Source organism: Haloferax prahovense DSM 18310 (genome assembly GCF_000336815.1).
Taxonomy (GTDB): Archaea; Halobacteriota; Halobacteria; order Halobacteriales; family Haloferacaceae; genus Haloferax; species Haloferax prahovense.
The window spans coordinates 300,982-326,968 of sequence record NZ_AOLG01000008.1; the positions used below are offsets into that span (position 1 = coordinate 300,982).

Consider the following 25,987-nt stretch of genomic DNA (forward strand, 5'->3'; position numbering starts at 1 on the left):
GTTGCGAGTTGTCCGCGAACAGGACGGTGCGCGGTCGACCCGGTCAGAACTCGTCTTCGAAGACGAACGTGCCGTTCCGCTGGACGACCTCGCCGTCGACCTCGATGACCGACTCCTCGGACATGTCGACGATCATGTCGACGTGCTCGGCGCTCTCGTTGAGTTCGTTGTCCGCGCCGACCGTCTCGGGGTACGCCGAGCCGACGGCCATGTGGACGGTGTCGCCCATCTTCTCGTCGAACAGCATGTTGTAGGTGAACTGGTCGATGCTGCGGTTCATGCCGATACCGAGTTCGCCGAGGTAGCGCGCGCCCTCGTCGGTGTCGAACACGCCGTCTAAGACCTCCTCGTTCCCCTCGGCGGAGTAGTCGACGACCTCGCCGTCCTCGAAGCGGACGCGGACGCCGGAGACCTCGCGGCCCTGTCGGTACAGCGGCAGGTCGAAGTAGACCTCGCCGTTCACGGAGTCCTTCACTGGCGCGGTGAACACTTCGCCGCCGGGGAGGTTGTGCTCGGCCGTGTCGTTGATGGCCGTGTTGCCGGCGATGCTCATCGTCACGTCGGTCTCGTCGCCCGACTTGATGCGGACCTCGTCGCCGTCGTTGAGGATGTCGACTAACTGCTGTTGGAGTTCGCCCTGCGCGTCCCAGTCGAGGGTGACGGCGTCGTAGACGAAGTTCTCGTAAGCCTCTGTGCTCATGCCGGCGAGCTGGGCGCTCCCTTTCGCGGGGTACTGGGTGAGACACCAGCGCTTCGAGAGCATCTCGCCTTGCACGGGCTTGTACGCCCGCTTGTACGCGGCGTTCGTCTCCGGCGGCACGTCGCTCTGCTCGGTGGCGTTCGTCTCGCCGCGGACGCGGATGATGACGTCCGTCTCCTCGTAGAGCGCCAGCACGTGCTCGGGCGTCTCGTAGTCGTCGTCGCCGGCGCGGAGGAACGCGCGGGTAAAGCGCGGGTTCGCGTCCATCGCGACGACGTTCGCGCCGCGGTCGCCGAGCAGTTCGTGGACGGCCGTGACGAGGTCCTCGGCCACCGAGGGCGCGGAGATGACGACGTTGTCGCCGGCCTCGACGCTCGTGGAGTGGTCGACGATGGTCTGTGCGTGCTCGCGGATGCGCGGGTCCATACCGCGTCGTGTGTGTCCCCGGGGCAAACACCTTTCGAAGCGCAAATATTGCGCCGGCGGACGGGGAACGCCACGCGGACCACCGTTTATTTCTCCGTCGGCGCGGTCTCTCCGCGCATGATAGACCTCCGAAGCGACACCGTCACGCTCCCGTCCGACGAGATGCGCGAGGCCGCCCGGGACGCCGACGTCGGCGACGACGTGTACGGCGACGACCCGACCGTGAACGAACTCGAAGCGCGCGCCGCCGAGTTGGTCGGCAAGGAGGCCGCGCTGTTCGTGCCGTCGGGGACGATGGGCAACCAAATCGCCGCCCGCGTCCACGCCGACCCCGGTCAGGAGGCGCTCGTGGACGCGAAGGCACACGTCTACAAGTGGGAGGTCGGCGGCTTCGCCCAACTGTCGGGGCTGCAGGTCCGCGCCTACGACGCCGGCGAGCGCGCCGCGCCGACGCCCGAGCAGGTCCGCGACCACGCCCGCGAGGAGTCGCTGCACGTCGCCGGCACGGGCGTCCTGTGCCTCGAAAACACCCACAACGCCCGCGGCGGCGTCGCGGTTCCGAAAGCCGACGTCGACGCCGCGGCCGACGCCGCCCGCGACCTCGGGATTCCGGTTCACCTCGACGGCGCGCGCCTGTTCAACGCCTGCGTCGCCCTCGACGAGGACCCGAAGGCGATGGTCGAGGGCGTCGATACGGTGATGTTCTGTCTCTCGAAGGGGCTCGGTGCACCCGTTGGCTCGATGCTCGCCGGTTCCGAGGCGTTCATCGAGGACGCCGTCCGCGTCAGAAAGCAGTTCGGCGGCGGCATGCGACAGGCCGGTCTCATCGCCGCGCCGGGGCTCGTCGCGCTCGACAATATCGACCGCCTCGCCGACGACCACGAGAACGCCCGCGTCCTCGCCGAGGGTCTCGACGCCGTCGCCGGCCTGTCGGTGCCGACGCCCGATACGAACATCGTCGTCGTCGACTCCGCGGGCGCGGGGCTGACGGCCGAGGAGTTTGTGAGTCTGTGTGAGGGCGTGGATATCCTCGGCGGCACGTTCGGCGAGTATCACACCCGGTTCACGACGAACCTGAACGTCTCGCAGGAGGACGTGGAGACGGCGGTCGAACTCGTCGCCGACGCGGTCGAGTCGCGATAAGGAGCCTCAGCCAGTCGCGAGCGCGACGACGAACCACAGCACGCCACCGAGGGCAAGTGCGACACCCATCGCCTTCCCCAGCCGCCGTTGGAGTACCTCCGCCTTCGCTGGTGCCTCCGTCCACTCCCGGGGCGAAACCAGGCTCCTCGCGGACATCGGTCGCCTGTACAGGTAGCCGCCGGCGGCGACGAACATGACCGAGGGAACGACCTGTGCGGGGTCCATCTACAGTTCGGGTTCGATGTAGACGAAGTGGACCCGTTCGTCGGCCGCCTTGAGTTCGGTCTCGATTTCGCTGATGTGGTCGTCTATCTCCTCGGTGTCGAGTTCGGGGTCGAAGCTCACGTCGAGGGCGACGAGGAGTTTCTCGGGGCCGACGTAGCTCGCGCGGAAGTGGTCGATGTGGACGACCCGCGGGTCGTTTTTAACGATGTTGCGGAGGGCCTGTTCTTCGTCCATGGGGACGCTCTCGCCGATGAGGAGGCGCTTGTTCTCCCACGCGAGCGCGATTGCGAAGCCCATGAGCAGTATCCCGATGAGGAGCGCCGCACCGGCGTCGAACAGCTCGTTACCCGTGAGTTCGGTGAGGCCGATGCCGACGAGCGCGAGCATCGCGCCGACGAGGGCGACGGTGTCCTCCGTGAACGCCGTGAGCGTCGTCACGTCGCTCGTCTCCCGGAACGCCTCCACGAGACCGCTCCACTCGTACTCCTCCATCTGCCGGCGGAGTTCGGCGTTCGCCTTCAGGAACGCGTAGCTCTCGAAGGCGATTGCGCCGAGGAGGATGGCGACGTTGATCAACACGGGCTCGATTTCGAAGCCGAGCAAGAAGAGCGCCTCTCCGCCACCGCCGTGGCCGGGGTGCATCAGGGCGTCGTAGCCGTGCTTGGCCGACTCCCAACCGGCGATACCGAACAGCATCACGGAGACGAGAAACGAGTAGAAGAACTGTGATTTCCCGTAGCCGAAGGGGTGCGACTGCGTCTCGTCGCGCTTGCTGTCGCGGATGCCGATGAGGAGGAACACCTGGTTACCGGTGTCGGAGATGGAGTGATACGTTTCGGAGAGCATGGAGGGACTCCCGGTCGCGAGATAGCCGAGGAACTTGAGAATCGCAATCGCCCCGTTCGCGAAGAGCGCGGCGACGACGACGGACGTACTGCCTGCCATATCGTGGGCCACTCCCCCCGCTCGGATAGAGCTACCGACGAGGAACCGGGACACCGCTCGCCGACCGCGGCGGCGACGCCGACACCGACGCCGCAGCCGGTAGGTTTCAATCCCTCCGGCGCTTACCCCGGCGCATGCTCGTTGTCGTCTCCGACACCCACAGCACGGACGGCCATCGACTGACGAACCGAACCCTCGACGCGGTCCGCGAGGCGGACCTCGTCGTCCACGCGGGCGACTTCATGCGCGAGTCCGTCCTCGACGCGTTCATCGACGAGGCCGACGCCTTCCTCGCGGTCTACGGCAACAACGACGGCTCCGAGATTCGCGACCGGATTCCAGTCGCGCGAAACGTCACCTACGGCGGCGTCGAGTTCGCGGTGACTCACACCCGACGCGGCGGGAACACCGCGCTTTCGATGTTCGGCCGCGAGCGCGGGGCCGACGCGGTCATCTTCGGCCACAGCCACCGGCCGGGCTTCGACGGCACCGGGCCGATTCCGCTCCTCAACCCGGGGAGTCACGCCCAACCGCGAGGCAACCGCAAGGCGCACGCGGAACTGGAGGAACTGCCGGACGGCGGGCTCCGCGGGCGACTCGTCACCGTCGACGGCGACACCTTCGAGACGTTCCGTATCGTCCCTGACGAGTAATACAGTGGGGTCCGGCGGAGGGCCGGAAGAATCAGCGGGAACAGGCCGGGAAGCCTGTTGGGGACAGTCCGAGGCCACGCGAGACGACGGGGTGAGGGGCAGGGGCACGGATGGCAGTCCCGTCGCCGTTGGGGGGCCACGCGCGACCTCGTACTCACTCCTACGGGTGACGGTATCAAATACGCACCGTAAGCTCAAACAACCGTTTTAGTCACGCAGCACGCCCACCGCGACCCACGCGAGAAGCACGGTCAGCCCCCCGAGGAAGAACAGCGTCCCCGGCGAGAGCGACCCGATAGTCTCGGCGAGCCCCCCCGACCCGCTCGTGAACTGCGCCGCGGTCTCCGTGACCGTCTGTGCGGCCGTCGTGTCCGGAACCGCCGTCGGCGTCGGCGTCGCGGTCGCGGTCTCCGCGACGGTCTGCGTGGCTTCCGTCGCCGTCCGCGTCGTCTCGGCCGCGGTCCGGGTCGCCTCCGCGGTCTGCGTCGTCGAATCCGCCGTCGTGGTCGCCTCGGCGATGCTGAACCCGCCGCCGCCGTCGGTCGTCGTCGTCGCGGTCTCAGTCGCCGTCTGCGTCGTCGAATCCGCTGTCGTGGTCGCCTCGGTCGCCGTCGTCGTCGTGGCCGAATCGGCCTGATAGGTCGCGTTGAGATCGCCTCCCGACCCGCCGCTTTGGCCGGCTTCGGAACCGCCAGCGCCGTCCGCACCGCCGGCCGAGGTACCGAAGCCGAACGGGAGCACCGACCCGGTTCGAGCGAGCCGATTTACCACGGCCGCGCCGATGCCGAGGACGCCGACGCCGCCGATGAGGCGCGTGAGCGCGCCTTTCAGTCCCTTCGTCTCGTCCTCGCGCCCGGCGACGACGACGAGCGCCCGGTCCGCGGGGGTGTACACCTTCATCTCGCGACCCTTCTCGGAGTACCTCGTGTCCGCGACCTCGATGAGGCCCGCTTCCGAGAGGTTCCCGAGGTGGTACTGGACGTTCTGGAGGGACGTGTCGACCTCGGTGGCGAGGTCGGAGGGCGTCGCCGGCGACTCGTGGAGCGACGCGAGGACCGACCGGGCGGTCGACGAGGAGATAGCTCCGAGCAGGTCGTCCGCCTCGTCGCTGTCGAGGCCGATAACCTTGGGATCTCGGTCGTCCCGGTTGTCGTCCGGGTCGCCCGGGCTGGAGGGGATGAGGTCGGCCATCAAATCGGCGTTACTCGCGTTTTCCCATGAGTGTTCGTATTCTTTCACGACCCGTCGCCGAAATTGCTATACCTCGTGCCCGCCGAACCCATCCACATGACCGACCCTTTGGTCGTAGACGGCCTCGTCGACTTTCTCGCGGGGGATCCCGTGTTCGTCGGGCTGCTCGTCGCGTTGTTGCTCTTCGTCTTCTTCGGGTATCTCCTCGTCCGTCGGACGCTCCTCGGCCTGAGCGAGGGGTACGACGAGGCGCGCCGCCGCTGATGGACGGGACAACAGCCGACGCCGACGACCGCCGAGGTGTCGCCCCGTGGTAGCCGCCGCGACGCTCGCCACGTTCGTCGTCGCCGCCCTCGCCAGCCTGTTCATGGCGTGGGCCATCGGCGCGGGGTCGTCGGGTTCGACGCCCTTTGCGCCCGCGGTCGGAGCCAACGCCATCTCGGTGATGCGCGCGGGCTTCATCGTCGGCCTGCTCGGGTTCGCCGGAGCGTTCCTGCAGGGCGCCAACGTCACCAACGCCGTCGGCACCGAACTCATCGGCGGCGTCACGCTGACCGCGGGGGCCGCGGTCGTCGCGCTCATCACCGCGGCGGTGCTCGTCGCGCTCGGCGTCTTCGCCGGCTACCCAATCGCCACCGCCTTCACCGTCACCGGCGCGGTCGTCGGCGTCGGCCTCGCAATGGGCGGCGACCCCGCGTGGGCGAAGTACCAGCAAATCGTTTCGCTGTGGGTGCTCACCCCCTTCGTCGGCGGCGGGGCGTCGTACGCGACCGCCCGACTCCTCCGCGCCGACGGCGTCTCCGAGCAGTGGACCGTCCCTGCGCTCGCCGGAATCGTCGGGCTACTCGTCGCCAACATGGAGTTCGCGGGGCTGGGCGGCGCGGCGGGCTCGGCCTCGGTCGCCCGGGCCGCTGCAGTCGAGGCGGCCGGCCTCGTCGGCCTCGGCGAGACGGTCTGGTTCGTCGCCGCCTCCCTTTTCGTCGCGCTCGTCGCGGCCGCGGTCGTCGGTCGCTGGGTGACGACCGACAAGACCCGCGGTCAGCGGCGATTCCTGCTCGTCCTCGGCGGCCTCGTGGCCTTCTCGGCGGGCGGCAGTCAGGTCGGCCTCGCTATCGGGCCGCTCGTTCCCCTGCTGGACGTGGTCGCGGTCCCGCTCCCGGCGCTCCTCGTCGGCGGCGGAGTGGGTCTCCTCGCTGGGTCGTGGACCGGTGCGCCGCGCATGATTAAGGCGCTCGCGCAGGACTACTCCTCGCTCGGGCCGCGGCGCTCCATCGCGGCGATGATTCCCTCGTTCGCTATCGCCCAGACCGCCGTCGCCCTCGGCGTTCCCGTGTCGTTCAACGAGATCATCGTCAGCGCCATCATCGGCTCCGGCTACGCCGCCGGCGGGTCGGGCGTCTCCCGGCGGAAGATGCTGTACACGGTCCTCGCGTGGGTCGGTTCGCTCGCGCTCGCGTTCGGGCTGGGCTACGGCGTCTTTACGCTCGTGTCGAGCGTACTCGGTCTGTGAACGTTCGTGGATTCCGCGTCGCGCTCGCCACCCTCGTTTCTGCCCTCTGGGCCGTCTTCGGCGTCTACCACGTCGCGATGGCGGTCGTGACCGGCATCTCGCTCCGCGGGTTCGCCTTCGGAGCCGTCGGACTCGGCGCGTTCGCGCTGGCGATTCGCTTCCGCGGGCGGGCGCGACGCCTCGGCGACGGCACCGCCGACGTGACCGGATTGGCGTTCCTCGCGTTGGCGTCGCTGGCGCTCGTGGTTCTCTCGTTTACGCTGCTCGGGTGAGTCGCGTCGACGACGGTTCGAAAACGAGTTCGGTCGAGGTCGGGACGAATTGGGCTCGGTCGGGTCGGACCGGTCAGGTGTCGGGCTCGACTTCCGCTTCCTCGTCGCCGCCGTTCTCGTCGTCGCCGTTGCCGTCGGCGGCTTCGATGCCTGAGTTGGTTCGGATGCGCGCTTTCATGATGCGCGTGTTGTCGACCTGCTCGATGCGGATGACGATGTCGTTGTAGCTGATTTCCTCGCCTTCCTCGACGAGACGACCGGCGCGGTTGAAGATGAAGCCGGCGAGCGTCTCGAACTCCTCGCCCTCGGGGAGTTCGATGTCGAGCATCTCGTTGACCTCGTCGATGTTGACCTCGCCGCGGACGAGGTAGGTGTTCTCGTCGACCGACTCGAACGGCTCTTCCTCGTCGCCTTCGAGGATGTCGCCGACGATTTCCTCGACCATGTCTTCGAGGGTGATGAGCCCCTCCGTGGTCCCGAACTCGTCGATGACGACGACCATCTGCATCCGCGTATCTTGCATCTCGGCCATGAGTTCGTCGACGTTCTTCGACTCGGGCACGTGGAGCGTCGGCGAGACGATGTCGGCGATGCCGACGCCGCGTTCGCCGTAGTACTTCTCGCGGACGAGGTTCCGGATGTTGACGATACCGATGATGTTGTCGAGGTTACCGTCGTACACGGGGACTCGCTCGTGGTCGGCCTGCACGCACGTCTCGATGGCCTCGTCGATGGTTGCGTCCTTCGGGACGGCGGTCATGTCGAGGCGCGGGGTCATGACCTCCTTCGCGATCGTCGAATTGAACCGGAAGATGCGGTCGAGCATCTCGCGTTCTTCCTCCTCGATGACGCCCTCGCGCTCGCCTGTCTCGATGAGGTTCTGAATCTCGTCGCGGGTGACGTAGGTCGTCTCGATGGCGGTCTGACCGCCGGTGACCTTGTTGATGACGCGGGTCAGGTAGTCGAAGAAGACGACGAGCGGGAGCAACAGCAGCTCGGCGTATTTCAGGGGCCGCGCGATGCGGAGGGACCACGACTCGGTGTTTTCGACCGCGTAGGACTTCGGCGCGCTCTCGCCGAACAGCAGGACGATCGCCGTAATCCCGAACGTCGCGATTGCGACCGCCTCTCCCTGTTGGAAGCCGACGAAGACGAGCAGCCCGGTCGATATCGAAGACATCGCGATGTTCGCGATGTTGTTTCCGACCAGAATGGTCACGAGAAGCCGGTGCGGGTCGTCCTTGAGCGCTTTCACCCGCTCCGCGCCCGGTACACCGTCTTCGACCATCGAGTCGACGCGGTGTTTTGCGAGCGAGAACATCGCAATCTCGGACGAGGAGAAGAACGCCGAGAGGCCGATCAGGACGATGATTCCGATCACGCCGAGGACCGTTATCGTCGTGTCGTCCAGCGGAATGTTCGAGACCTGTGCGGCCGCGAGTGTCGTGGCTGGTGGTAACTGTAGCGGCGGCAAACCCATGTAACTACACTGTCTTGCGCGGGACCGGAATTAAGAGTTGCCCTCGATCCCCTCTCGGTCGGCGTCTCGTCCGCCCTCGCTGGTCCGGTCGGCGAACCGACGGCGAACCGATATTGCGGCGCGGATGCCCGCGAGCGAAGGGCTTAGGCGACGCTCTTCCCAACAGCCGCCCATGGCAGACGAGCAACCGGCGATTACGCTGTACCGACTGCAGGCGTGCCCGTACTGCGAGCGGGTCGTCCGCACGCTCGACGACCAGGGCCTCGCCTACCAGTCGCGGTTCGTCGAGCCGATGCATTCCGACCGGAACGTCGTCAAGCGCGTCTCGGGCAAGCGCTCGGTCCCGGCCATCGTGGACGACAACACCGGCGTCACGATGTCCGAGTCGGCGAACATCGTCGAGTACCTCGAAAACACCTACGGGGAGGGTGCCTGATGGTCGACTTCGACGTCGTCGACCTCCCCGACCACGACGCGCCGGCGACGGGCGACACCGCCCCGGACTTCACCCGCCCGCTCGTCAACGACGAGTTCTGGGAGGACGCGTCCCTCTCGGACCTCACCGACGACGGCCCCGTCCTCCTCGTGTTCCACACGATGGCGGGCGCGTTCCCGGCGACGTACGTCTGGAACGAACTCCGCGACCGCGGCGTCCCGGAGGACGTGCAGGCGGTCGGCGTCTCAATCTCGTCGCCCTACGAGCACAAGGCGTTCCTCGAAGAACGCGACGTGGACGCCCGACTGTTCTCTGACCCCGCGGCCGACGTCGCGGCCGACTACGACCTCGAACACGACCTCGACGGGATGGCCGGCGTCACCGAACACCGCCCCGCCGTGTTCCTCCTCGACGAGGAGCGGACGGTCCAGTACCGCTGGGTCGCCGCCGAGTGGCCGGATTTCCCGGACTACGAGGAACTCGCTGACGCGCTCGCCGGCCTGTAAGTCCCGCCGCTCGAAGCGACGCACGCGGGCCGAGCCCTCGGCCCCGCCCGTACCGACCCGCGTGCCCCGCACGGAATCGCCGTTTCGTCACGCTTTTTCGCCCGTTGCCCGTCCGTTCGTCCATGAGCGACGACGACGTACAGCGTGCCGCCGCCTCCATCCGCCGCGGCGAGGCGGTCGTCTACCCGACCGAGACGGTCTACGGCATGGGCGCGGACGCGACGAACGCCGACGCGGTCGAACGCGTCTTCGACATCAAGGGCCGCGACCGAGACAAACCGCTTTCCGCCGGCTTCCCCGACGTGGACGCCGCGCTGGAGCACGTCGTCGCCGACGACCGCGAGGAGGCGTTTATGCGCCGGTTCCTCCCCGGGCCGGTGACGGTCGTCGTGGAACGACGCGACAGTCTGCCGGACGCACTCGTCGCCGGGAAAGAGCGCGTCGGCGTCCGCGTCCCCGACCACGAACTCGCGCTCGCCCTCTTTCGCGCGTCCGGGACGCCCGTCACCGCGACCAGCGCCAACCGCTCCGGTACCGGGAGCATCACGCACCCCTCGCAGCTCTCCGACGAGATTCGGGAGGCGGTCGCCGTCGTTCTCGACGGCGGGACGACGCCCGGCACCGAGAGCACCGTCGTCGACCCCGGCCGCGGCGTCGTCCACCGCCGCGGCGCGATGGCCGACGACATCGAGGCGTGGTTAGACGAACACGCCGCCGACGCGTAGCCCGACGGGCGTGCCAACGAGGCGACGCGTAGCAGGCGGCGTCGCCGCCGCGGCGACGAGCCTAACCTCACCGGCTGAGCCCCACCTCACCGACCGAGTAGCGACGCCAACGACCACGTTTTCACGCCGCACCGCTCCCGGTAGGCGCACGACTCGCACTTCGCGGAGTTCCGCAACCGCGACGGGACGAAGTCGAGGTCGCGGGCGATGCGGAGCGCCCGGCGGTAGGCCGCCTTGTTCCCCGTGGTGAGCCTGACCGTCCGCACGACGCCGACCGCCGGATACTCGACCAGCGCCCGCGGTATCGATGTTTCGCGCTCCCACGCGAGCGCCTTCGCCAGCGCGACGGCCCGGACGCGCTGGGGTTCCCAGACGCCGCGCTCGGGCGGTTCGCCCGGCGAGACGAGTGAAGGAACGGGCGGCTGGTCGTCGCCGGGCGACCGCACGAGTTTGTGCGCGATGCCGCGGCAGTCTTTCCCCGCGAGGAACACGTCACGGGCGACGGGGTCGGTGAGGGCGCCCCAGTCGTCGCGCTCGCGGAGTCGAGCGAGGTTCTCGCGGTACGCCGACGCCGACACCGAAATCGGACGCGCCGCGAGTTCGTCGCCGGGAGCGTCGAGCAGGTCGGGATACTCGAAGGCGAGCGAGCGAACCTCGCGGACCGCGGGCGGCGGCGCTCGGTCGTCGTCGCGGCGGGCGTAGTAGAGTTGTCGCGGACAGTACGCGGCGCGGGCGAGGTCGGACGCGGCGACGAGGGAGGACACGGGACGGGCTGGCTCCGTTATCAGATAAGAAGGTTCGCGCGAGCGCGCCGCAGCGGCGGCGGGGCCGAACACCCGCACGCGTCGTCCGACTCGCCGCCGTGCGTGAATTAATACGGCCGCGCCCCTTGGCATACTGACATGGCATCGACCGCCGCCGGCTCGTGGCTCCGGATGACGCGTCCCGAACTCGCCGTGTTCGTCTCCGGGGTCACGAGCATGGGTTTGGAGATTCTCGCCGGTCGGATGGTCGCCCCCGAGTTCGGCAGCAGCATCTACACGTGGGGAAGCATCATCGGCGTCTTCCTCGCGGCGCTGAGTCTCGGCTACCACCGCGGCGGGCAGCGGGCCGCAGAGGCCTCGAACGGCGCTCTCGTCCGCGTTTTCATCGGCACCGCGGCGTACATCGCGGGCGTCATCCTCCTCGGCGACCTGTTCATCCAGTCGACGACGAGCCTCCCTCTCCCGAGCCGATTCGCGTCGCTCCCGGCGATTACGCTCCTGTTCGGGCCGCCGACGTACTTCCTCGGCTTCATCAGCCCCTACGCGGCCGAACTCTCCGGGCGGTCCGACGTGGGCGCGGCGTCGGGCCACGTCTACGCCGTCGGCACCGTCGGCAGCATCATCGGCGCGTTCGCTACCACGTACTTTCTCATCCCCTCTCTGAGCGTCACCAACATCGGGCTCGTCTTCGGACTCATCTCGGTCGTGACGGCGCTCGCGCTCGCCCGCCCCGACATCGGCCGCGACGAGGCGGTCTGGAGCGTCGGTATCGCCGCCGTCCTCGTCCTCGCGTCTCTGACCGGCGGCATCGGCCTCGACTCCCGCGGAGCCACCGTCTACCACACCCAGACCGCCTACCAAGAGCTTCGCGTCGCCGACGCGGGCGGGACGCGGACGCTCTACCTCGACGGCCAGCCCCACAGCGCGATGGACCTCGACGACCCGACGCGGCACGTCTTCGACTACACCTCGTACTTCCACGTCCCCTTCCTCTTGTCCGACGACATCGACCGCGTGTTGTTCGTCGGCGGCGGCGGGTTCACCGGCCCGCGCGTGTTCTTGGAGAAGTACCCGAACGTGACGGTCGACGTGGTCGAACTCGACCCCGAAGTCGTCTCCGTCGCCGAGGAGTACTTCGGCGTCGAGGAGTCGCCGCGGCTCAACGTCCACACGATGGACGGCCGGCAGTACCTCCGGGAGACGAACCGGACGTACGACCTCATCGTCCTCGACGCCTACCGGAAGGACAAGGTCCCGTTCCAACTGACGACCCAGGAGTTCATGCAGCTCACCGCGGACCGCCTCGACGAGGACGGCGTCCTGTTCGCCAACGTCATCTCCGCGCCGAGCGGCCCGGCTTCGCAGTTCTACCGCGCGGAGTACAAGACGATGCGGTCGGTCTACCCGCGGGTGTACAGCTTCCCCACCGCGGGGAGCGTCGTCGTCCAGAACATCGAGGTCGTGGCGACGAAAGACGAGACGCTCGTGACGGCCGAGGAGCTACAGGCGCGCAACCAGCGCCGCGACATCGGCATCGACCTCGCGGCCGAACTCACGTCCTACCGGAACGACGAACCTACCGGCGACGTGCCGCTTCTCACCGACGACCGCGCGCCCGTCGACAGTCTCCTGGACCCGATGGTCGGTCAGCGCTACGTCGTCCAGCGGACGAACGAGACCGAACAACGCGAGGCCGACAGGAACGCAACCACTCGGGGTGCAGTTACCGGTACGGCCGTGAGGGCGGCGTAAGCGATGGTTCACGACAGAATCCACGCGAGGGAACCGACCCACGACCGCGATCGCTGGACCGAGGGCGTCGTCGAGTCGGTCGCCGAACGCGACGGTCACTGGGTGGTCCGCGCGCGCCCGGCCCGGAACGGACGCGAGGGAGACGATTCAGTCGAACTGGTCGTCACCCTCGCGGTCCGCGACCTGTTTCTCCGCCGGCTCGATGTCGCCGCCGGCGAGTCGCCCGTCGGCTGTCGGTTCTGGTACCGAAAGAAGCGACGGTAACTCCGCGGCCGCGACCGCAAACTCGACCCGAGGGCCTGAAACACGGGTCGGCCGGGGGTCGATGCCGGTTAGTTCGTCGTTTCGAGGGCTTTTTGATACATACGCGGCCCGGCGACGGCGGCCGTTCCGAGCACCATGAGCGAGGCACCGACGCCGAGGCGCTGCCCCGGGGCGACCGCGGACGCGACCACGCCGGTCACGACCGCGAGACCGGCGAGGAACATGACCCCGCCGAGGACATCGAGCGGCTGGATTGACATCTCTGTCGAGAGATTCCTCGCTCGTCTCAAAAGTCTTCTCGCCGTCGTCCTGCGATTCTCCGACGGTTGTCACTCTTTGGCTCATCACGTTGTTCTTCGCACAAAGAGTGGGACCGCCCGGATTTGAACCGGGGTCACGGGCACCCAAGGCCCGAAGTATACCAGGCTAACCCACGGTCCCGCACATACGACTCTCCCCGTCGCGGAGTAAAGGGTTTCGTTCCGCCCCGTCAGGTCAGGGGGAAGAAGTACGCGACGCCGAGCGTCGTCACGACCCCGAGGAGCAACTGTAGCGGGCCGCCGACGCGGATGTAGTCCGTGAACTTGTAGCCGCCGGGGCCGTAGACGAACAGGTTCGTCTGGTAGCCGACGGGGGTCATGAAGGCCGTCGACGCCGCGAACATGACCGCGAGGACGAACGAGAACGGGTCGGCTCCGAGGGTCGTCGCGGCCTCGATGGCGACGGGAATCATGAGCACGACGCTCGCGTTGTTCGAGATGACGTTCGTCAGGAGCGCCGTCACGAAGTAGAACACGCCGAGGACCGCGATAAGGGGGAGGTAGTCGCCGGTCATCACGACCAGTTCGGCGAGGAGTTCGGCGGCCCCGGAGTTCTCCATCGCGATGCCGAGCGGGATGACGCCCGCGAGGAGGAAGATCACGTCCCACTGAACGGCGTCGTACAACTCGGTCGGCCGGAGACACTTCGTGGCGACCATGGCGAGCGCGCCGAGGAGCGCGGCGACGACGATGGGGAGAAAGTCGAGCGCGGCGAGCGCGACGACGCCGGCGACGATGCCGACGGCGACCGGAATCTTCGATTCGCGGTAGTCGTGGCGCTCGATTTCCTGGGCGACGATGAAGTTGCGGTTGTTGTCGAGACGTTCGATGCTCTCGACGGTCGCCTGCACGAGCAGCGTGTCGCCGACGCGGAGCGGGAGGTTGTCCATCCGCCGGCGGATGAGTTCGCCGCCGCGACGGAGCGCGAGCACGGTCGCGTCGTACCGCTGTCTGAAACTCGCCGAGGCGAGCGACTCGCCGACCAGCGCCGACCCCGGTGCGACGACGACCTCGACGAGGTTCTGGCCGCGGTCGGCGAGTTCGAGTTCGTCTTCGGTGACGGTCGCCGGCACGAGGTCGAGTCCCTCCACGTCGAGCAGTTCGACGAGCGTGTTGCGGTCGGTCCGGAGGGTGAACACGTCGCCCGGCTGAATCTCCTTCGGGCCGAGCGGTTCGAGGAAGACGCTCTCGCCGCGGATGAGTTGGAGGAGGTCCACGTCGAACTCGGTCTCGACGAGCGCCCGCTGGACCTGCTGGCCGACGAGCGGGGAGTCCTCGCGGACGACGACCTCGGTCAGGTACTCCGCCATCTCGAACTCCTCTGTCAGGTCGCGCCGGGGCTCGATTCGCGCCGGCGTGAGCCGCCGGCCGATTGTCATGAGGTAGACGACGCCGACGACCATGACCACCGCACCGAGCGCGGTGAACTCGAACATCGTGAAGGGCGCTTCGCCCGTGATGCGCGAGTAGACGTCGCTGGCGAGGATGTTGGTCGAGGTCCCGATGAGCGTCAGCATGCCGCCGAACATCGAGGCGTACGACAGCGGTAAGAGGAGCTTCGAGGGCGAGGTCCGCCCGCGTTCTGCGAGGTCGGTCACCATCGGCAACAGGATGGCGACCGCGGCGGTGTTGTTGATGAACCCGGAGATGGGGCCGACGAGGCCGACCGTCGCGCCGAGTTGTCGCAGTTCGCTATCGCCGGTGAACGTCGATATCTTCGCGCCCAGTAGCTGAATGATGCCGGTCCGCTGGACGCCCTCGCTGAGGATGAACATCGCGAGGACGGTCAGCGTCGCCGTGTTGGCGAACCCCGAGAGGGCGTCGCCGGGGTAGGATTCGAAGAGAACGATGGGCGCGCCGAGCATCCCCGCCGAGGCGAGCGCCTCCGAGGCGGGTTGAATCAGCATCAACGACACCATCACGCCGATTGCCGTCACGTCGACCGGCACGGGTTCGGTCGCGAAAAACGCCAGCGCGACGAGGATGACGGCGAAGACGACGAGGATGTCCGGCGTTATCGCTACCACGCGGTCACCGACGCGTCGGCGGCCAAAAAGCGTGCGGGATTCGGAATATCCGCCCCCGCTGAAGGCGTCCGGACGCTACCGGCCTTCCTCGTCGAGTTCGAGGTCGGCGACGATTTCGTACGGCGACGACCCCTTCCGGATACCGTCGAGGATGGCGAAGGCCTCTCTCGGCGAGAGGAACTGCCGCGTCACGGCGAGCCCGAGCGGCGTCGGGTCGAGGCCGTCGATGAAGCCCCACTCCAAGAGCTTCCCCACCGCGTGGGTCGTCGGCACCTCGCCGAGCATCCGGCTGTTGAGCGCCTTCGCCTTCTTGCCGGCGACGACGATGTTCGCCAGCGTCTCTTCGACCGCCGAGGACTGGTCGTACACCGTCCGGACCTCCTCCATCTCGCCTTTGAGGAGTTTGAACGCGACCTCGTCTTCGGTCATCTCCATCGTGTTGTGATAGCTCGCGTCGGGTTCGACGAGCAGGTAGACGACGCCCTTGTCGTGGTAGTCGGGGCGGCCGGCGCGGCCGAGCATCTGGCTGAACTCCTGGACGGAGAGCCACTCGATGCCCATCGCCAGCGTGTCGAAGATGACCTGCGACGCCGGGAAGTCGACCCCGGCGGCGAGCGCGGCGGTCGTCACGACGGCCGCGAGGTCCTGATTGGCGAACTGTCGCTCCACCCGCTTTCGCTGGCCGTAGTCCAAGCCGGCGTGGTACGCCGCGGCGTTGTAGTCCATCTTCCGGGCGATTTCGTGGCACCGCCGCCGCGAGTTGGTGAAGATGATGGTCTGGCCGCGGTAGCCCTTCGAGGACTTCGAGTCGAACGCCTGCCGCACGAGGCGGTTTTCGATTCGCGGCTTTTCCTGCCCGTCGGCGAAGGTGACGTGGCGCTCGATGGGGACGGGGCGGTCCTCGTACTCGACGAGGTTGGCCCGGAGGGTCTGTGCGAGCCACTTCGGGTTGCCGACGGTCGCAGAGAGGTAAATCCACTGCGCGCCGCCGTAGCTCTCGCGGCGCTTCGCGCGGGCCTCGCAGTAGTGTTTCAGGCGGGCTATCATCCCGTCGAGGCGGTGGCCGCGCTCTTCTTCTTTCAGGGTGTGGACCTCGTCGATGACGACCGTGCCGATGTCGCCGAGGTCCTTGCCCGTCCGGAGCGCGTGGTCGATGCCCTCGTAGGTGCCGACGATGACGTCGGCGTTCGGGTCGAATCGGTTGCCGTCGTCGTTGATTCGGCTCGCGCCGACGCGGATGGTCACCTTGCCGAGGTGGCCGTAGCGCTCCTTGAAGTCCTCGTGCTTCTGGTTCGCGAGCGCGACCAGCGGGACGAGAAACAGCATCTTCCCGTCGTCGTTCAGCATCCGGTTGATGCCGGCGAGCTCGCCGACGAGCGTCTTCCCGGTCGCCGTCGCGCTCACGACGAGCTGGTCGTCGCCGTCGAGCAGCCCGTTGTCGATGGCGAGGCTCTGGACGGGAAGCAGGGTGTCGAAGCGCTCGGTCAGCATCGACTTCAGGTTCGGGTGGAGGTCGAGCGTCTCCGTCTCGACCAGCTCCACGTCCTCGGTCGTCGCGCTGATGGTGTCGAACTTCGTCAGGTCGGGGTCTAACTCACCCTGCAGTAAGTTCGTGATGCGGGTCAGGTCGCCCGTCTCGTAGAGCAGTTCCTCCAGGCGCTCTTGGGCGGCCTGCGTGAGCCCGCCCGCGAAGGAGAGTTCGCCCTCCAGTTCTTGGACGGCGCAGTCGCGACAGATGTGCTCGTGTTCGGCCTTGATGGCCGTGTCGTCGGTGATGGGCGAGTACCGGCCGTTGACGGCGCAGCGGCGGCAGGTCCGCACCGTCAGCGCCTCCAACTGGTAGCCGTCGAGCATCTCTTTCAGCTCGTCGCGGCCGTCTTTCGGCGTCTGCTGAGAGATGCGGATGCGGGCGGCCGACCGGGCGAGTTCGACGAACTGACTCGGGTCGCGCGGCGAGTCGTCTCCCTTCCGAGTCACCAGAAAGCGCAGGGGTCGAGGCCCCGCGTTCGTCTCTTTGAGTTCGAGCTTGCCGCGGAGCACCCGCTTTCCGTCCCGGCGGGCGACGACGAGGTAGTCGTCTCCCGTCTGGTGGAGAAAGAGCGTGTCGACGCGGGTGACCTGTTTAGACACGGTGCCTGCTACGGCGACGTGGTATTTCAGCGATTCGCCTGCGAACGCTCAGGCTCGATAGCGACCCGCATGCGGCTTCGTACTCTGGCCGCCGCGGCCGCCGCGTCCTCGTCCACGCTCAGACGTCGGCGTCGTCGGCGAGTTCGATGGCGTCGTCGCCGTTGGGGACCGCACAGAGGAACGACCCCTCTCCGTCGGACTCGTTTCGGTACCAGTGGACGACGCCGGCGGGAATCAAAAGCGAGTCGCCGGCTTCGACCTCGTACTCCTCGTCGCCGATGCCGACGACGTACCGACCCGAGAGGACGTACTGCTCGTGTTCGACCTCGTTGGTGTGTTTCGGCACCGTCGCGCCGGGGTCCAGGACGAACCGCCGGATTGCAAAGTTCGGCGCGCCGTCGGCCTCGGAGACGAGGACGCCCTTCGACATCCCGTCGGCCGCGCCGACCCGCTCGTACTCGATGTCCGCGCCCCGCTTGACCACCGGCTCCGGTCGGGAATCACTCATATCTCCCCGTCGATTGCCCGCCTGCGTAAGCATTTCCCCGTCTCTTCGCCCTGACTGCTTAAGGCCCCTCCGGGGTTACTACGGGTATGCGAGGAATCCGCATCGGTAGCGCCTTCGGCATCCCGATAAAGCTGGACCTCACGTTCCTCATCGTTCTCCCGCTTTTCGCGTGGCTCATCGGCTCGGACGTGACGAATCTCGCGCTCGTCGTCAACGACCTCTTCGGCTCGAACATCGACGGCGTGGCCATCTCCGCGGGGTCGATGCAGTGGATACTCGGAAGCGCGGCCGCCATCGGGCTGTTCGCCGGCGTCCTGCTGCACGAGTTCGGCCACTCGCTCGTCGCCATGCGCTACGGCTACGAAATCGAGTCCATCACGCTCTGGCTCTTCGGCGGCGTCGCCCGGTTCAAGGAGATTCCCGAGGACTGGAAACAGGAGTTCACCATCGCCGTCGCCGGCCCGCTCGTCTCGGTCGCCATCGGCGTCGTCTCCTACGCCGGCTTCCTCTTGCTCCCCGAGTCGCAGGCCCCCGCGCAGTTCGTCCTCGGCTACCTCGCGCTGGTGAACGTCTCGCTCGCCGTGTTCAACATGCTCCCCGGCTTCCCGATGGACGGCGGCCGCGTCCTCCGGGCGCTCCTCGCGCGGAACCGCCCGCACGCGAAAGCGACGCAGATGGCCGCCGAGGTCGGCAAGGTGTTCGCGTTCCTCCTCGGCCTGTTCGGCCTCTTTTTCAACCTGTTTCTCGTCGCGCTCGCCTTCTTCATCTACATGGGCGCGTCCGGTGAGGCCCAACAGACCGTCCTCAAGGCGACGTTCCAGGACGTGGTCGTCCGCGACATCATGACCAGTCGCGAAAACCTCGACGTGGTCGACGAGAGGACCTCAGTCGCGGAACTCCTCGAACGCATGTTCGTCGAGCGCCACACGGGCTACCCGGTCCTCAGAAACGGCAACCTCGTCGGCATGGTCACCCTCGACGACGCCCGCGGCGTCAAGGAGGTCGAACGCGACGCCTTCCGCGTCGACGACATCATGAGCGACGAACTAACGACCATCACCCCCGACGCCGACGCGATGGACGCCATCGCGCTCATGCAGGAACGCGGCGTGGGTCGCCTCCCGGTCGTCGACGAGACGGGTGACCTCGTCGGCCTCGTCTCCCGGTCGGACCTCGTCACCGCCTTCAACATCATCCGCAGTCGCGGCTCGCTCGACGCCATGCCCCGGTCAGACGCTGGACTCGCCCAACTCCGCTGATTCGCCGACCGGCTCTCAGTTCTCGGGAGCGTCGCTCCCCGCTCTCTCCTCGCGCGCCGCCGTCACTGCCGCCTCGCTATCGTAGAGGTCGACCGTCGCGTTCGCCCGGAACCACGCCACGGCCTCGTCGAGCACCGCCGGGTCGCCGCCGGTGAGTTTGATTCGGGTCGGCCCGCCGCTGTTGGGGTAACTACCGACGCCCACGCCGAAGCGCTCGGCGACGACGCCGAGTTCGCGGGCGACGGCCCCCTCCGGCGCGTCGGCGTAGCACTCCCGCGACTCCACGTCGCCCGCGAACCGCTCGGCGATGCCCTCGAACATCGGCTTCATCTCGTCGGGGATGCCCGGCAGGACGTAGACGTTCCCCGCCCGACAGCCGGGTGCGAGGCCCTCCTCGTTCGGGAGCACCTCGGCGTCGGCGGGCATCGACGCGTACCACTCCGGTTCGAGGTCGAAGTCGATGTCCGGCCGGCGTTCGAGAATCGCCGCGATGGTCGATTCGACCTGCGTTTCGGCCTCGTCGTTGACGACGAACGCCCGGTCGAGGCCGGCCGCGACGGCTTCCATCGTGATGTCGTCCGGCGTCCCGCCGAGGCCGCCGGTGACGAGGACTGCGTCGAAGGCGGCCGCCCAGTCGGCGACCGTCTCGGCGATGACCTCGTGGTCGTCGGGGACCGTCTGAATCCGCGCCACCGTCGCCCCGCCCTCGGTGAGTCGCCGGGCCAACCACGTCGCGTTCGTGTTCTCGATGTCCCCCGCGAGCAGTTCGTTGCCGACGGTGAGGATGGCGGCCTGCATGGCCGGGTCGTAGGACCCCCGATAGAAAGACGTGCTCGTTTCCGGCGTTCCCTTCGGGTTGTCGGCGACGGCCGCGCTATCGACGGTTCGTGGCGGCTCGCGCTCGGTAGTTCGAGCGCGGAAAAGCGAGGTGGACCGGCGACGACCTGCGGAACCGGCCGGTCAGCCCGTCGGTACCGTTGGGCCGACGGGCGCTTCGTTGTCCTCCGGGTCGCCGCGGTTGAGTATCGCGTCGCGGATGCGGTCGAACACCGAGTTGTCCGCGCGGAGTTGGGTTCTCATCCCAAGTGGTATGTTTGTTCATGACACACTTGGGTCTGGTGGGAGTCCCAATCGGGGGTGTTGTCAGTCTTGGTACGAGAATTGAACGCCGTGAGGCTCCACCTCACGTATTCACGCTCGTTTCACTCGCGTGAACCTCGGTCGCTTCGTTCGCTCTCGTTCACTTCGCTCTCTGGTTCAATTCTCTCGGTTCGACTTCGCACATTCTCGTGAGTTCTCGCGGTGCTCGCTGACGCGAGCACACGCTCGAAAGAGTGAGAATGTGAAGAAGGTCCAGGTGCGAGAATTGAACCTCGTTCGCAACAAGTTGCTCACTGGTTCAATCTCGCAGCCATACCTCACCGTAAATTTCGAGACGGGCTCGCACACGCGACGCGGTGCTCACCGGTCGAAATTTAGAGAAGAGGTCCAGGTGCGAGAATTGAACCCGCGTCTCAGCCTCCACAAGGCTGAAGGATAGTCCACTACCCCAACCCGGACACGCTGCAATCCTTCCTAATCCGCTACGACTAAAATACGTTACGCTACGGTCCCGGAATGACAGTACGTAACAGAGCTCACCCACGTCGACGACGCCGCGCCGGCGAGCGGGACGCTTTTGCCGCGGAGGCCCGAAGCTGCGGGTAGCAGTGGCTATCACGGACAAGATCTATCTCAAAAATCACCGCCAGATCGTCTCGCAACTGGATACGAACATCCCCAAGCGCGTCTTCAGCGGTGCGACCCTCGAAATCCTCTACTCCGGCGAGGGGCTCGCCAAGGTGGACGACGCCACCCGCGACCGCCTGCTCGACTTCGCGCAGGACTTCCTCGACTGCGAAAATTCGGACGACATCTACACCGGCTACCCCGAACGCCAGTTCATCGAGTACCTGCTCGAACTCCGCGCGCAGGGGCTCGGCCCCGACGCCATCGTGGACGTGATGAGCGACGACTACATGGTGTACGCCTACCCCGGCGACGTGCTCTCGTTCCTCGACGACGCGGTCCGGACGCTCGAATCGGTCGAGGCGCTCGCGGACGTGGAAGGGGACAGAGAGATGCAGGACGACGCACGACGGGCGAAGCAGGACCTCGTCGGTCCTCGCTGAATCGGACCCGCTACCGCGAATCGACAACAGCGCAGAGAGCGCCGGCGGTCGGCCGGCTTAGCCGAGGCGGAACGACGGCTCGTCGCCCGTGTCGAGGTCCTCCAGTTGGATGACCTCTTCGACGTCGTCGTGGTCGTTTTCGACCTGCTCGCGCAGGTAGTTCACGTAGCCCTTGTGCTCTTCGAGCTGCTCGCGGAGGTGTTCGGCCTCCAGTTCGAGGCGCTCGTGCTCGCGGATGAAGCTCTTGGGAACCTCGACGGTCGGGGGGAACGACTCGTCTTCGCCCTCGCGCAACTTCTCCAGTTCGTGCTTGGGGACGACCTGCACCTGACCGTCGTGGGCAACTAACGTGTCCACGTAGTCGCGGAAGACGGCGGACAGGGAGATGTCCCGCTCTTCGGCTATCTCCCGAAGGGTCTCGAACGCGTCTTCGTTGACGCGAAACGAGATGGTCTTGTTCTTGTTGCCCATGATATTCGTCGGTCCGTGGTGAGGCCACTTAATGGTTCGTCAGACGAGGGGTCTCGGGCGTCGCGATTCGTCGCAAAAAGGGGCGTGTGACGGTGGAAATCGGCCGTCAGTCGGGGTTGGATACGTTCGGTGGGTTCGGCGACCGGTGCGCGTCCCGCTGACGCGCCGGGTCGCGGCCGGGGCGTTCGCTTACGCGCTCAGCTCGTCGGCCTGTTCGAGGCTTTCGAGCGCGGCGATGGCGGCGCGCTTGTACTCCTCGGGGTCGAGGTCGTAGTGCTCGCGGGCCATCCGCGCGTACTCGTTGCCCTCGTCGTCGAACGCCGCGATGCGGTCGAGCGTCTTGTCCGCGGTCTCGGTCACCCAGCGGTCGCGCGTGGCCGCGTCGACCTCGGTGATGGACTCGGGTCGGACGGAGACGTTGATGCTGCCGTCGTCGGTCTCGTACGTCCGCGGCTTGCCGACGACCGCGACGTAGGCGGGCGCGTCGAGGTCGCGCAGCGCGCTGGCGGCCTCGGGCTGGTACTGGCCGGCGTAGACGAAGAACGTCCCCGTCGGGTCGACGATGCGACCCCGCCAGTACTCGTTGTCCTCGCCGACGTCTTCCTTCTCGGTCAGCGTGCCGACGAGGAAGACGCGGTTCGCGCTCTCTCCCGTCGGAAGCAGCAGGTAGACGGGCGCGCGCTCGTCGTCGGACTCCTTGAACGTGTAACCGGCGTCGTTGAACTCCTGTGCGAAGACGCGCCGGGCGACCTCTCGGGTGGGGATTTCGTTGGAACTCATTTACATCGACCTCGCTTTGATGAGCAGCTCTTCTGCGTCCGCTGGCTCGCTCAGCCGCTCGACTTCGTTGGCGAGCACGTACCGACCCAGCGTCGGGCCGGTGACGCGGTAGTAGAACCCCACGAGGTCACCGCGCATCTCCTCTTCGACGATGGTGGTGTCGAGGGCGTCCATGGCCATCTGCTTCGCCTCGTCCAGTTCGATACCGGTCAACTCCTCGGTCATCTCACGGTTGAAGATGACTTCGTGGACCTCGTCGCCGTCGTCGACGACGGCCTTGATGCGGAGGTCGAACTCGCCTTCGACGCTGCCGTGTTCGGAACAGCGCCCGTTCTGGAGGACGCGCGTGCAGCCCTCCTCGGGACAGCGCTTGATGAGGCCGCTCCCGGACTGGATGTCCACGAGCGCGCCCTCGACGCTGGTCGAGTCGTCGCCGACTTCGATCTCCTCGTCGAGTTCGGTGATGCTCGTCGTCCGGTTGAGCTTCACGGAGAAGTTGCCCTGGTACTCGTCGGTGACGACGTTGCCGAGCGCGTACGATTTCCCTTCTTCGAGTTCGGGGAGTTCGGACGTGGTGAACGAGACGAACTTCATCCGCCCGGAGTCGTCGCCGAGCAGGCCGACCTGCGCGATGGACTCGCTCCGGGGTTCCCAGAGTTCGACGACCTTCGCGCGCACGTCGACCCACTGCTCGTCTTCGTCGATGTCGTTGAGCAGGGTCTGTTCGTTTCCGCCGGAGCCGCCGGCGAGCTCGTCGCGCTCGATACCGGCCTCGTCGAGGTAACTGTTGACGACGCTCCGCCGCGCTTCGTCGACGGGGACGCGGTACTCGGTGACGAGGCTCTCTAATCGTTCTTCGACTTCGTCCGCGGACACGTCTAGGTGGTCCGAGAACTGGTCGGCTATCTCAGCCGCATGGGTTCGCAAATCAGTCATGGTCTACCTCGCCTCCACCTTGGTTTCCATTGGGAGGCATACTGACCTTGGATGCGTACTCATATAAAAAGTTGCAAACGGCGCAGTGAAAGTGAACGTCGCGGCCGAGAGCGCGCCAGAACCGCCGCACCGAGCGAGGAATTGATAGCCTCGGGGCACGCACTCGACAGCATGGACGACCGCCTCGAAAGCATCATCCGCAGCGCCGCCCGCACCGCCGGCAAGCGCTACGAAGAGGCCAAACGCGCCTATCGAGACGGTCGGGACCCGTCTCCGACGCACTCCCTCCCGCGGGACGCCGAGGGTCGCGCGAAAATCGTCTGCCGCCGCCACGCCGAGCGCCGCGCCGTCGCCGTCGACGCGAAGGGCCGTCCCGCCTGCTTCGACCCCGACCACCCCGACTGTCAGGGCTGTGTCGAGGACATTCGCGAGGGGATGGTCGAGACGTGGTAGGCGACGTGGTTGGAGACGTGGTACGGTTTTGAGGCTGTAGCGCCACCCTCCGACATGGACCGACCACTCGTCGCGCTCGTCCTCGCCGGCGGCACCGGCACCCGCCTGTACCCCGCGAGCCGGAGCGACCGGCCCAAACAGTTCCTCCCGCTCGGCGGCGACCGCTCCCTCCTCACCGAGACCGTCGCCCGCGCCGACTTCGCCGACCACGTCGTCGTCTCGACGCGGCCCGCGTTCGCGGACGACATCCCCGACCACGCGCCCGACGCCGAGGTCGTGGTCGAGCCCGCGGCCAAGGACACCGGCCCGGCGCTCGTCTACGCGACCCACCGAATCGCCGAGTTGTACGACGACCCGGTCGTCGTCGTCCTGCCGAGCGACCACCACGTCGGCGACGGCTTCGCCGAGGCGATGACCCGCGGCGCGCGCGTCGCCGCCGACACCGGTGCGCTCGTCGCCTTCGGCGTCGACCCGACCCGTCCGGACACCGGCTACGGCTACATCGAACCCGGCGCGGACCGCGGCGACTACCGCGACCTCGCCGCGTTCCACGAGAAACCGGACGCCGAGACGGCCGCCCGCTACGTCGACGAGGGCTACCTCTGGAACGCCGGGATGTTCGCGTGGACGCCCGACGCGCTGTTTGCCGCCGTCCGCGACTCGCCGCTCGCGCCCCTCCTCGACGCCCTCGACGACGGCGACACCGACGCCGGCTTCGAGGCGGTCGAGGGCGTCAGCATCGACTACGCGGTGATGGAACGCGCCGCGGACGCGGCGGTCGTGCCGGTCCACTTCGAGTGGGACGACCTCGGCTCGTGGGACGCCCTCGAACGAATCGTCGACGCCGACGAAGACGGCAACGTCGCGCTCGGTGACGACCCGGTGTTCGTCGATGCCGCGGACAACGTCGTCGCCACCGACGGCGCGAACGTCTCGCTCGTCGGCGTCTCCGACCTCGCGGTCGTCGCGTGGGGCGACCGCGTGCTCGTCGTGCCGAAAGAACAAGCGCAGAAAGTGCGCGACGCGGTCTCTATCCTCCGCGACCGCGACGCGTTCTGAGACGGGTCGAGCGCCGCGTCAGGCGCTCCGCAGTCGCCCGCCGTCGACCGGCACGCACGCCCCGGTGACGAAGCTCGCGCGGTCGCTGGCGAGGAACGCGACCACGTCGCCGAGTTCGCGCGGGTCGCCGACGCGACCCAGCGGAATCCCGTCGGACCACGAGTCGAGACCCTCCTCGTAGGTCTCGTGGTCGCCGCGCTCGACGGCCGCCTCGACCAGTTCCTCGATGCGACTCGTCTCGTGTGCGCCCGGCAGCACCGCGTTCACCCGCACGCCCGGCGCGAGTTCGCGCGACAGCGACTTCACGAGGCCGATGACGCCGCGGCGGACCGCGTTCGAGAGGATGAGGTCGTCGATGACCTCCCTGACCGACGTGGAGGTGATGCAGGTAATCGTCCCCGCGTCGCTCGCTTCGAGGTGCGGCCGGGCCGCCCGGACGGTCCAGACGGCGCTCATGACGAGCATGTCGAACGCGCCGTACCACTCCTGTTCGGTCAGGTCGGCGAACCCGCCCGGGGGCACGCCCCCGGCCGAGGTGACGACGTGGTCGACGCCGCCGAACTCCTCGACGGCCGCCTCGACCAGCGACTCGACCTCCCGTTTGCTCGTGATGTCGGTCTCGACGCCGAGCACGTCGCCGTCGAGGTCACTCAGTTCCGATTCGGTCGCCGCGAGGCGCTCGGGGTCGCGCCCGCAGACGACGACGTTCGCTCCTTCGTCGGCCAGCGCCGCGGCGCTCGCGCGCCCGAGGCCGGCCGAACTCGCCGTGACGACGACCGTGTCGCCGTCGAGTCCGAGTTCCATGCGCGGGCTGACGACCGCCGCGAGCAAAAGCGTGGGCCTCGCGGCACGTCGTGGGGTGAACCGAGGTCGCCGGCTGT

General features: G+C 67.4%; 29 protein-coding genes and 2 tRNA genes. 14 read left to right on the plus strand and 17 right to left on the minus strand.

The features are described 5' to 3' along the window. Positions 1–43: 43 nt before the first annotated feature. Positions 44–1,126 carry an aminopeptidase gene (locus C457_RS01605; RefSeq protein ID WP_008091345.1) on the minus strand — a complete coding sequence of 361 codons (1,083 nt, stop codon included), beginning with the start codon at positions 1,124–1,126 and terminating at the stop codon, positions 44–46. A gap of 117 nt (positions 1,127–1,243) precedes the next feature. On the opposite strand from C457_RS01605, the gene C457_RS01610 reads away from it, so the two are divergent. Then, entirely contained in the window at positions 1,244–2,269 is a 1,026-nt protein-coding gene (locus C457_RS01610; RefSeq protein ID WP_049913341.1) for a threonine aldolase family protein, read from the plus strand. 6 nt (positions 2,270–2,275) lie between these two features. On the opposite strand, the gene C457_RS01615 is transcribed toward C457_RS01610, so the two are convergent. Next, on the minus strand, positions 2,276–2,494 hold the full coding sequence (locus C457_RS01615; protein ID WP_008091350.1) for a hypothetical protein: 219 nt from the start codon (positions 2,492–2,494) through the stop codon (positions 2,276–2,278). Continuing rightward, a complete protein-coding gene (locus C457_RS01620; protein WP_008091352.1) occupies positions 2,495–3,439 on the minus strand; it encodes a cation diffusion facilitator family transporter in 945 nt (314 codons plus the stop codon). A gap of 134 nt (positions 3,440–3,573) precedes the next feature. Here C457_RS01620 and C457_RS01625 point away from each other — a divergent pair, with 134 nt between their 5' ends. After that, positions 3,574–4,092 carry a metallophosphoesterase gene (locus C457_RS01625; RefSeq protein ID WP_008091355.1) on the plus strand — a complete coding sequence of 173 codons (519 nt, stop codon included), beginning with the start codon at positions 3,574–3,576 and terminating at the stop codon, positions 4,090–4,092. Between the two features lie 207 nt (positions 4,093–4,299). Here the strand turns inward: C457_RS01625 and C457_RS01630 are convergent, their stop codons facing one another. Further along, positions 4,300–5,283, minus strand: coding sequence for an ArsR/SmtB family transcription factor (locus C457_RS01630; protein WP_008091357.1), 984 nt, complete (start codon positions 5,281–5,283; stop codon positions 4,300–4,302). A 96-nt stretch (positions 5,284–5,379) separates the two neighbouring features. Here C457_RS01630 and C457_RS20500 point away from each other — a divergent pair, with 96 nt between their 5' ends. The 3 genes from C457_RS20500 to C457_RS01645 are packed head-to-tail and all read left to right on the plus strand — an operon-like array spanning position 5,380 to position 7,065. Next, on the plus strand, positions 5,380–5,547 hold the full coding sequence (locus C457_RS20500) for a DUF7859 family protein (protein ID WP_162832761.1): 168 nt from the start codon (positions 5,380–5,382) through the stop codon (positions 5,545–5,547). A 46-nt stretch (positions 5,548–5,593) separates the two neighbouring features. Beyond that, positions 5,594–6,793 carry an inorganic phosphate transporter gene (locus tag C457_RS01640; RefSeq protein ID WP_008091362.1) on the plus strand — a complete coding sequence of 400 codons (1,200 nt, stop codon included), beginning with the start codon at positions 5,594–5,596 and terminating at the stop codon, positions 6,791–6,793. Continuing rightward, a complete protein-coding gene (locus C457_RS01645; RefSeq protein ID WP_008091365.1) occupies positions 6,790–7,065 on the plus strand; it encodes a hypothetical protein in 276 nt (91 codons plus the stop codon). The genes C457_RS01640 and C457_RS01645 overlap by 4 nt, the downstream gene beginning before the upstream one ends. Positions 7,066–7,138: 73 nt before the next feature. On the opposite strand, the gene C457_RS01650 is transcribed toward C457_RS01645, so the two are convergent. Beyond that, positions 7,139–8,545, minus strand: coding sequence for a hemolysin family protein (locus C457_RS01650; RefSeq protein ID WP_008091368.1), 1,407 nt, complete (start codon positions 8,543–8,545; stop codon positions 7,139–7,141). A 172-nt stretch (positions 8,546–8,717) separates the two neighbouring features. On the opposite strand from C457_RS01650, the gene C457_RS01655 reads away from it, so the two are divergent. From C457_RS01655 to C457_RS01665, 3 genes are all read left to right on the plus strand, one after another. Then, entirely contained in the window at positions 8,718–8,981 is a 264-nt protein-coding gene (locus C457_RS01655) for a glutaredoxin family protein (protein ID WP_004973724.1), read from the plus strand. Next, a complete protein-coding gene (locus C457_RS01660; protein ID WP_008091372.1) occupies positions 8,981–9,487 on the plus strand; it encodes a redoxin domain-containing protein in 507 nt (168 codons plus the stop codon). Before C457_RS01655 ends, C457_RS01660 begins: the two co-directional genes overlap by 1 nt. Before the next feature lie 122 nt (positions 9,488–9,609). Continuing rightward, positions 9,610–10,212: an L-threonylcarbamoyladenylate synthase gene (locus C457_RS01665; protein ID WP_008091375.1), complete on the plus strand. Its 603-nt coding sequence runs from the start codon at positions 9,610–9,612 to the stop codon at positions 10,210–10,212. Positions 10,213–10,298: 86 nt separating this feature from the next. On the opposite strand, the gene C457_RS01670 is transcribed toward C457_RS01665, so the two are convergent. Then, positions 10,299–10,976 carry a CRISPR-associated protein Cas4 gene (locus C457_RS01670; protein ID WP_008091376.1) on the minus strand — a complete coding sequence of 226 codons (678 nt, stop codon included), beginning with the start codon at positions 10,974–10,976 and terminating at the stop codon, positions 10,299–10,301. A gap of 138 nt (positions 10,977–11,114) precedes the next feature. Between C457_RS01670 and C457_RS01675 the strand changes: the two genes are divergently transcribed. Beyond that, on the plus strand, positions 11,115–12,728 hold the full coding sequence (locus tag C457_RS01675; RefSeq protein WP_008091377.1) for a spermidine synthase: 1,614 nt from the start codon (positions 11,115–11,117) through the stop codon (positions 12,726–12,728). Positions 12,729–12,731: 3 nt separating this feature from the next. Next, the gene (locus C457_RS01680; RefSeq protein ID WP_008091378.1) at positions 12,732–12,992 is read left to right on the plus strand and encodes a DUF7861 family protein; all 261 of its coding nucleotides are present in this window, start codon (positions 12,732–12,734) and stop codon (positions 12,990–12,992) included. A gap of 68 nt (positions 12,993–13,060) precedes the next feature. On the opposite strand, the gene C457_RS01685 is transcribed toward C457_RS01680, so the two are convergent. From C457_RS01685 to C457_RS01705, 5 genes are all read right to left on the minus strand, one after another. Next, the gene (locus C457_RS01685) at positions 13,061–13,252 is read right to left on the minus strand and encodes a hypothetical protein (protein ID WP_004973703.1); all 192 of its coding nucleotides are present in this window, start codon (positions 13,250–13,252) and stop codon (positions 13,061–13,063) included. A gap of 108 nt (positions 13,253–13,360) precedes the next feature. Continuing rightward, positions 13,361–13,433, minus strand: a tRNA-Pro gene (locus C457_RS01690). A 49-nt stretch (positions 13,434–13,482) separates the two neighbouring features. Beyond that, positions 13,483–15,339 (minus strand): SLC13 family permease, encoded by a 1,857-nt coding sequence (locus C457_RS01695; protein WP_008091379.1) that lies wholly within the window; start codon positions 15,337–15,339, stop codon positions 13,483–13,485. 75 nt (positions 15,340–15,414) lie between these two features. Next, complete coding sequence (locus C457_RS01700; RefSeq protein WP_008091380.1) at positions 15,415–17,469, minus strand: DEAD/DEAH box helicase; 2,055 nt, start codon at positions 17,467–17,469, stop codon at positions 15,415–15,417. Between the two features lie 118 nt (positions 17,470–17,587). Continuing rightward, complete coding sequence (locus C457_RS01705; RefSeq protein WP_008091382.1) at positions 17,588–17,977, minus strand: cupin domain-containing protein; 390 nt, start codon at positions 17,975–17,977, stop codon at positions 17,588–17,590. An 86-nt stretch (positions 17,978–18,063) separates the two neighbouring features. Between C457_RS01705 and C457_RS01710 the strand changes: the two genes are divergently transcribed. Beyond that, entirely contained in the window at positions 18,064–19,236 is a 1,173-nt protein-coding gene (locus C457_RS01710) for a M50 family metallopeptidase (RefSeq protein ID WP_008091384.1), read from the plus strand. A 15-nt stretch (positions 19,237–19,251) separates the two neighbouring features. Here the strand turns inward: C457_RS01710 and C457_RS01715 are convergent, their stop codons facing one another. Further along, positions 19,252–20,034, minus strand: coding sequence for a competence/damage-inducible protein A (locus C457_RS01715; RefSeq protein ID WP_008091385.1), 783 nt, complete (start codon positions 20,032–20,034; stop codon positions 19,252–19,254). A gap of 688 nt (positions 20,035–20,722) precedes the next feature. Further along, positions 20,723–20,795: transfer RNA gene (locus C457_RS01720), tRNA-His, on the minus strand. A gap of 150 nt (positions 20,796–20,945) precedes the next feature. Between C457_RS01720 and C457_RS01725 the strand changes: the two genes are divergently transcribed. Next, the gene (locus tag C457_RS01725) at positions 20,946–21,407 is read left to right on the plus strand and encodes a DUF5814 domain-containing protein (protein WP_008091389.1); all 462 of its coding nucleotides are present in this window, start codon (positions 20,946–20,948) and stop codon (positions 21,405–21,407) included. Positions 21,408–21,464: 57 nt separating this feature from the next. Here the strand turns inward: C457_RS01725 and C457_RS01730 are convergent, their stop codons facing one another. The 3 genes from C457_RS01730 to C457_RS01740 form a co-directional block, all read right to left on the minus strand. Continuing rightward, positions 21,465–21,878: a ribbon-helix-helix protein, CopG family gene (locus C457_RS01730; RefSeq protein WP_004044633.1), complete on the minus strand. Its 414-nt coding sequence runs from the start codon at positions 21,876–21,878 to the stop codon at positions 21,465–21,467. 189 nt (positions 21,879–22,067) lie between these two features. Continuing rightward, positions 22,068–22,658: an RPA family protein gene (locus tag C457_RS01735; protein ID WP_004973682.1), complete on the minus strand. Its 591-nt coding sequence runs from the start codon at positions 22,656–22,658 to the stop codon at positions 22,068–22,070. Beyond that, positions 22,659–23,594 carry a replication factor A gene (locus C457_RS01740; protein WP_004973680.1) on the minus strand — a complete coding sequence of 312 codons (936 nt, stop codon included), beginning with the start codon at positions 23,592–23,594 and terminating at the stop codon, positions 22,659–22,661. A gap of 171 nt (positions 23,595–23,765) precedes the next feature. On the opposite strand from C457_RS01740, the gene C457_RS01745 reads away from it, so the two are divergent. Then, positions 23,766–24,047 carry a DUF7091 family protein gene (locus C457_RS01745; protein ID WP_008091399.1) on the plus strand — a complete coding sequence of 94 codons (282 nt, stop codon included), beginning with the start codon at positions 23,766–23,768 and terminating at the stop codon, positions 24,045–24,047. A gap of 54 nt (positions 24,048–24,101) precedes the next feature. Beyond that, positions 24,102–25,106, plus strand: coding sequence for a mannose-1-phosphate guanylyltransferase (locus C457_RS01750; RefSeq protein WP_008091401.1), 1,005 nt, complete (start codon positions 24,102–24,104; stop codon positions 25,104–25,106). A gap of 18 nt (positions 25,107–25,124) precedes the next feature. Here the strand turns inward: C457_RS01750 and C457_RS01755 are convergent, their stop codons facing one another. Next, positions 25,125–25,910, minus strand: a complete 786-nt coding sequence (locus C457_RS01755; RefSeq protein WP_008091403.1) for an SDR family oxidoreductase — start codon at positions 25,908–25,910, stop codon at positions 25,125–25,127. Positions 25,911–25,987: the final 77 nt, after the last annotated feature.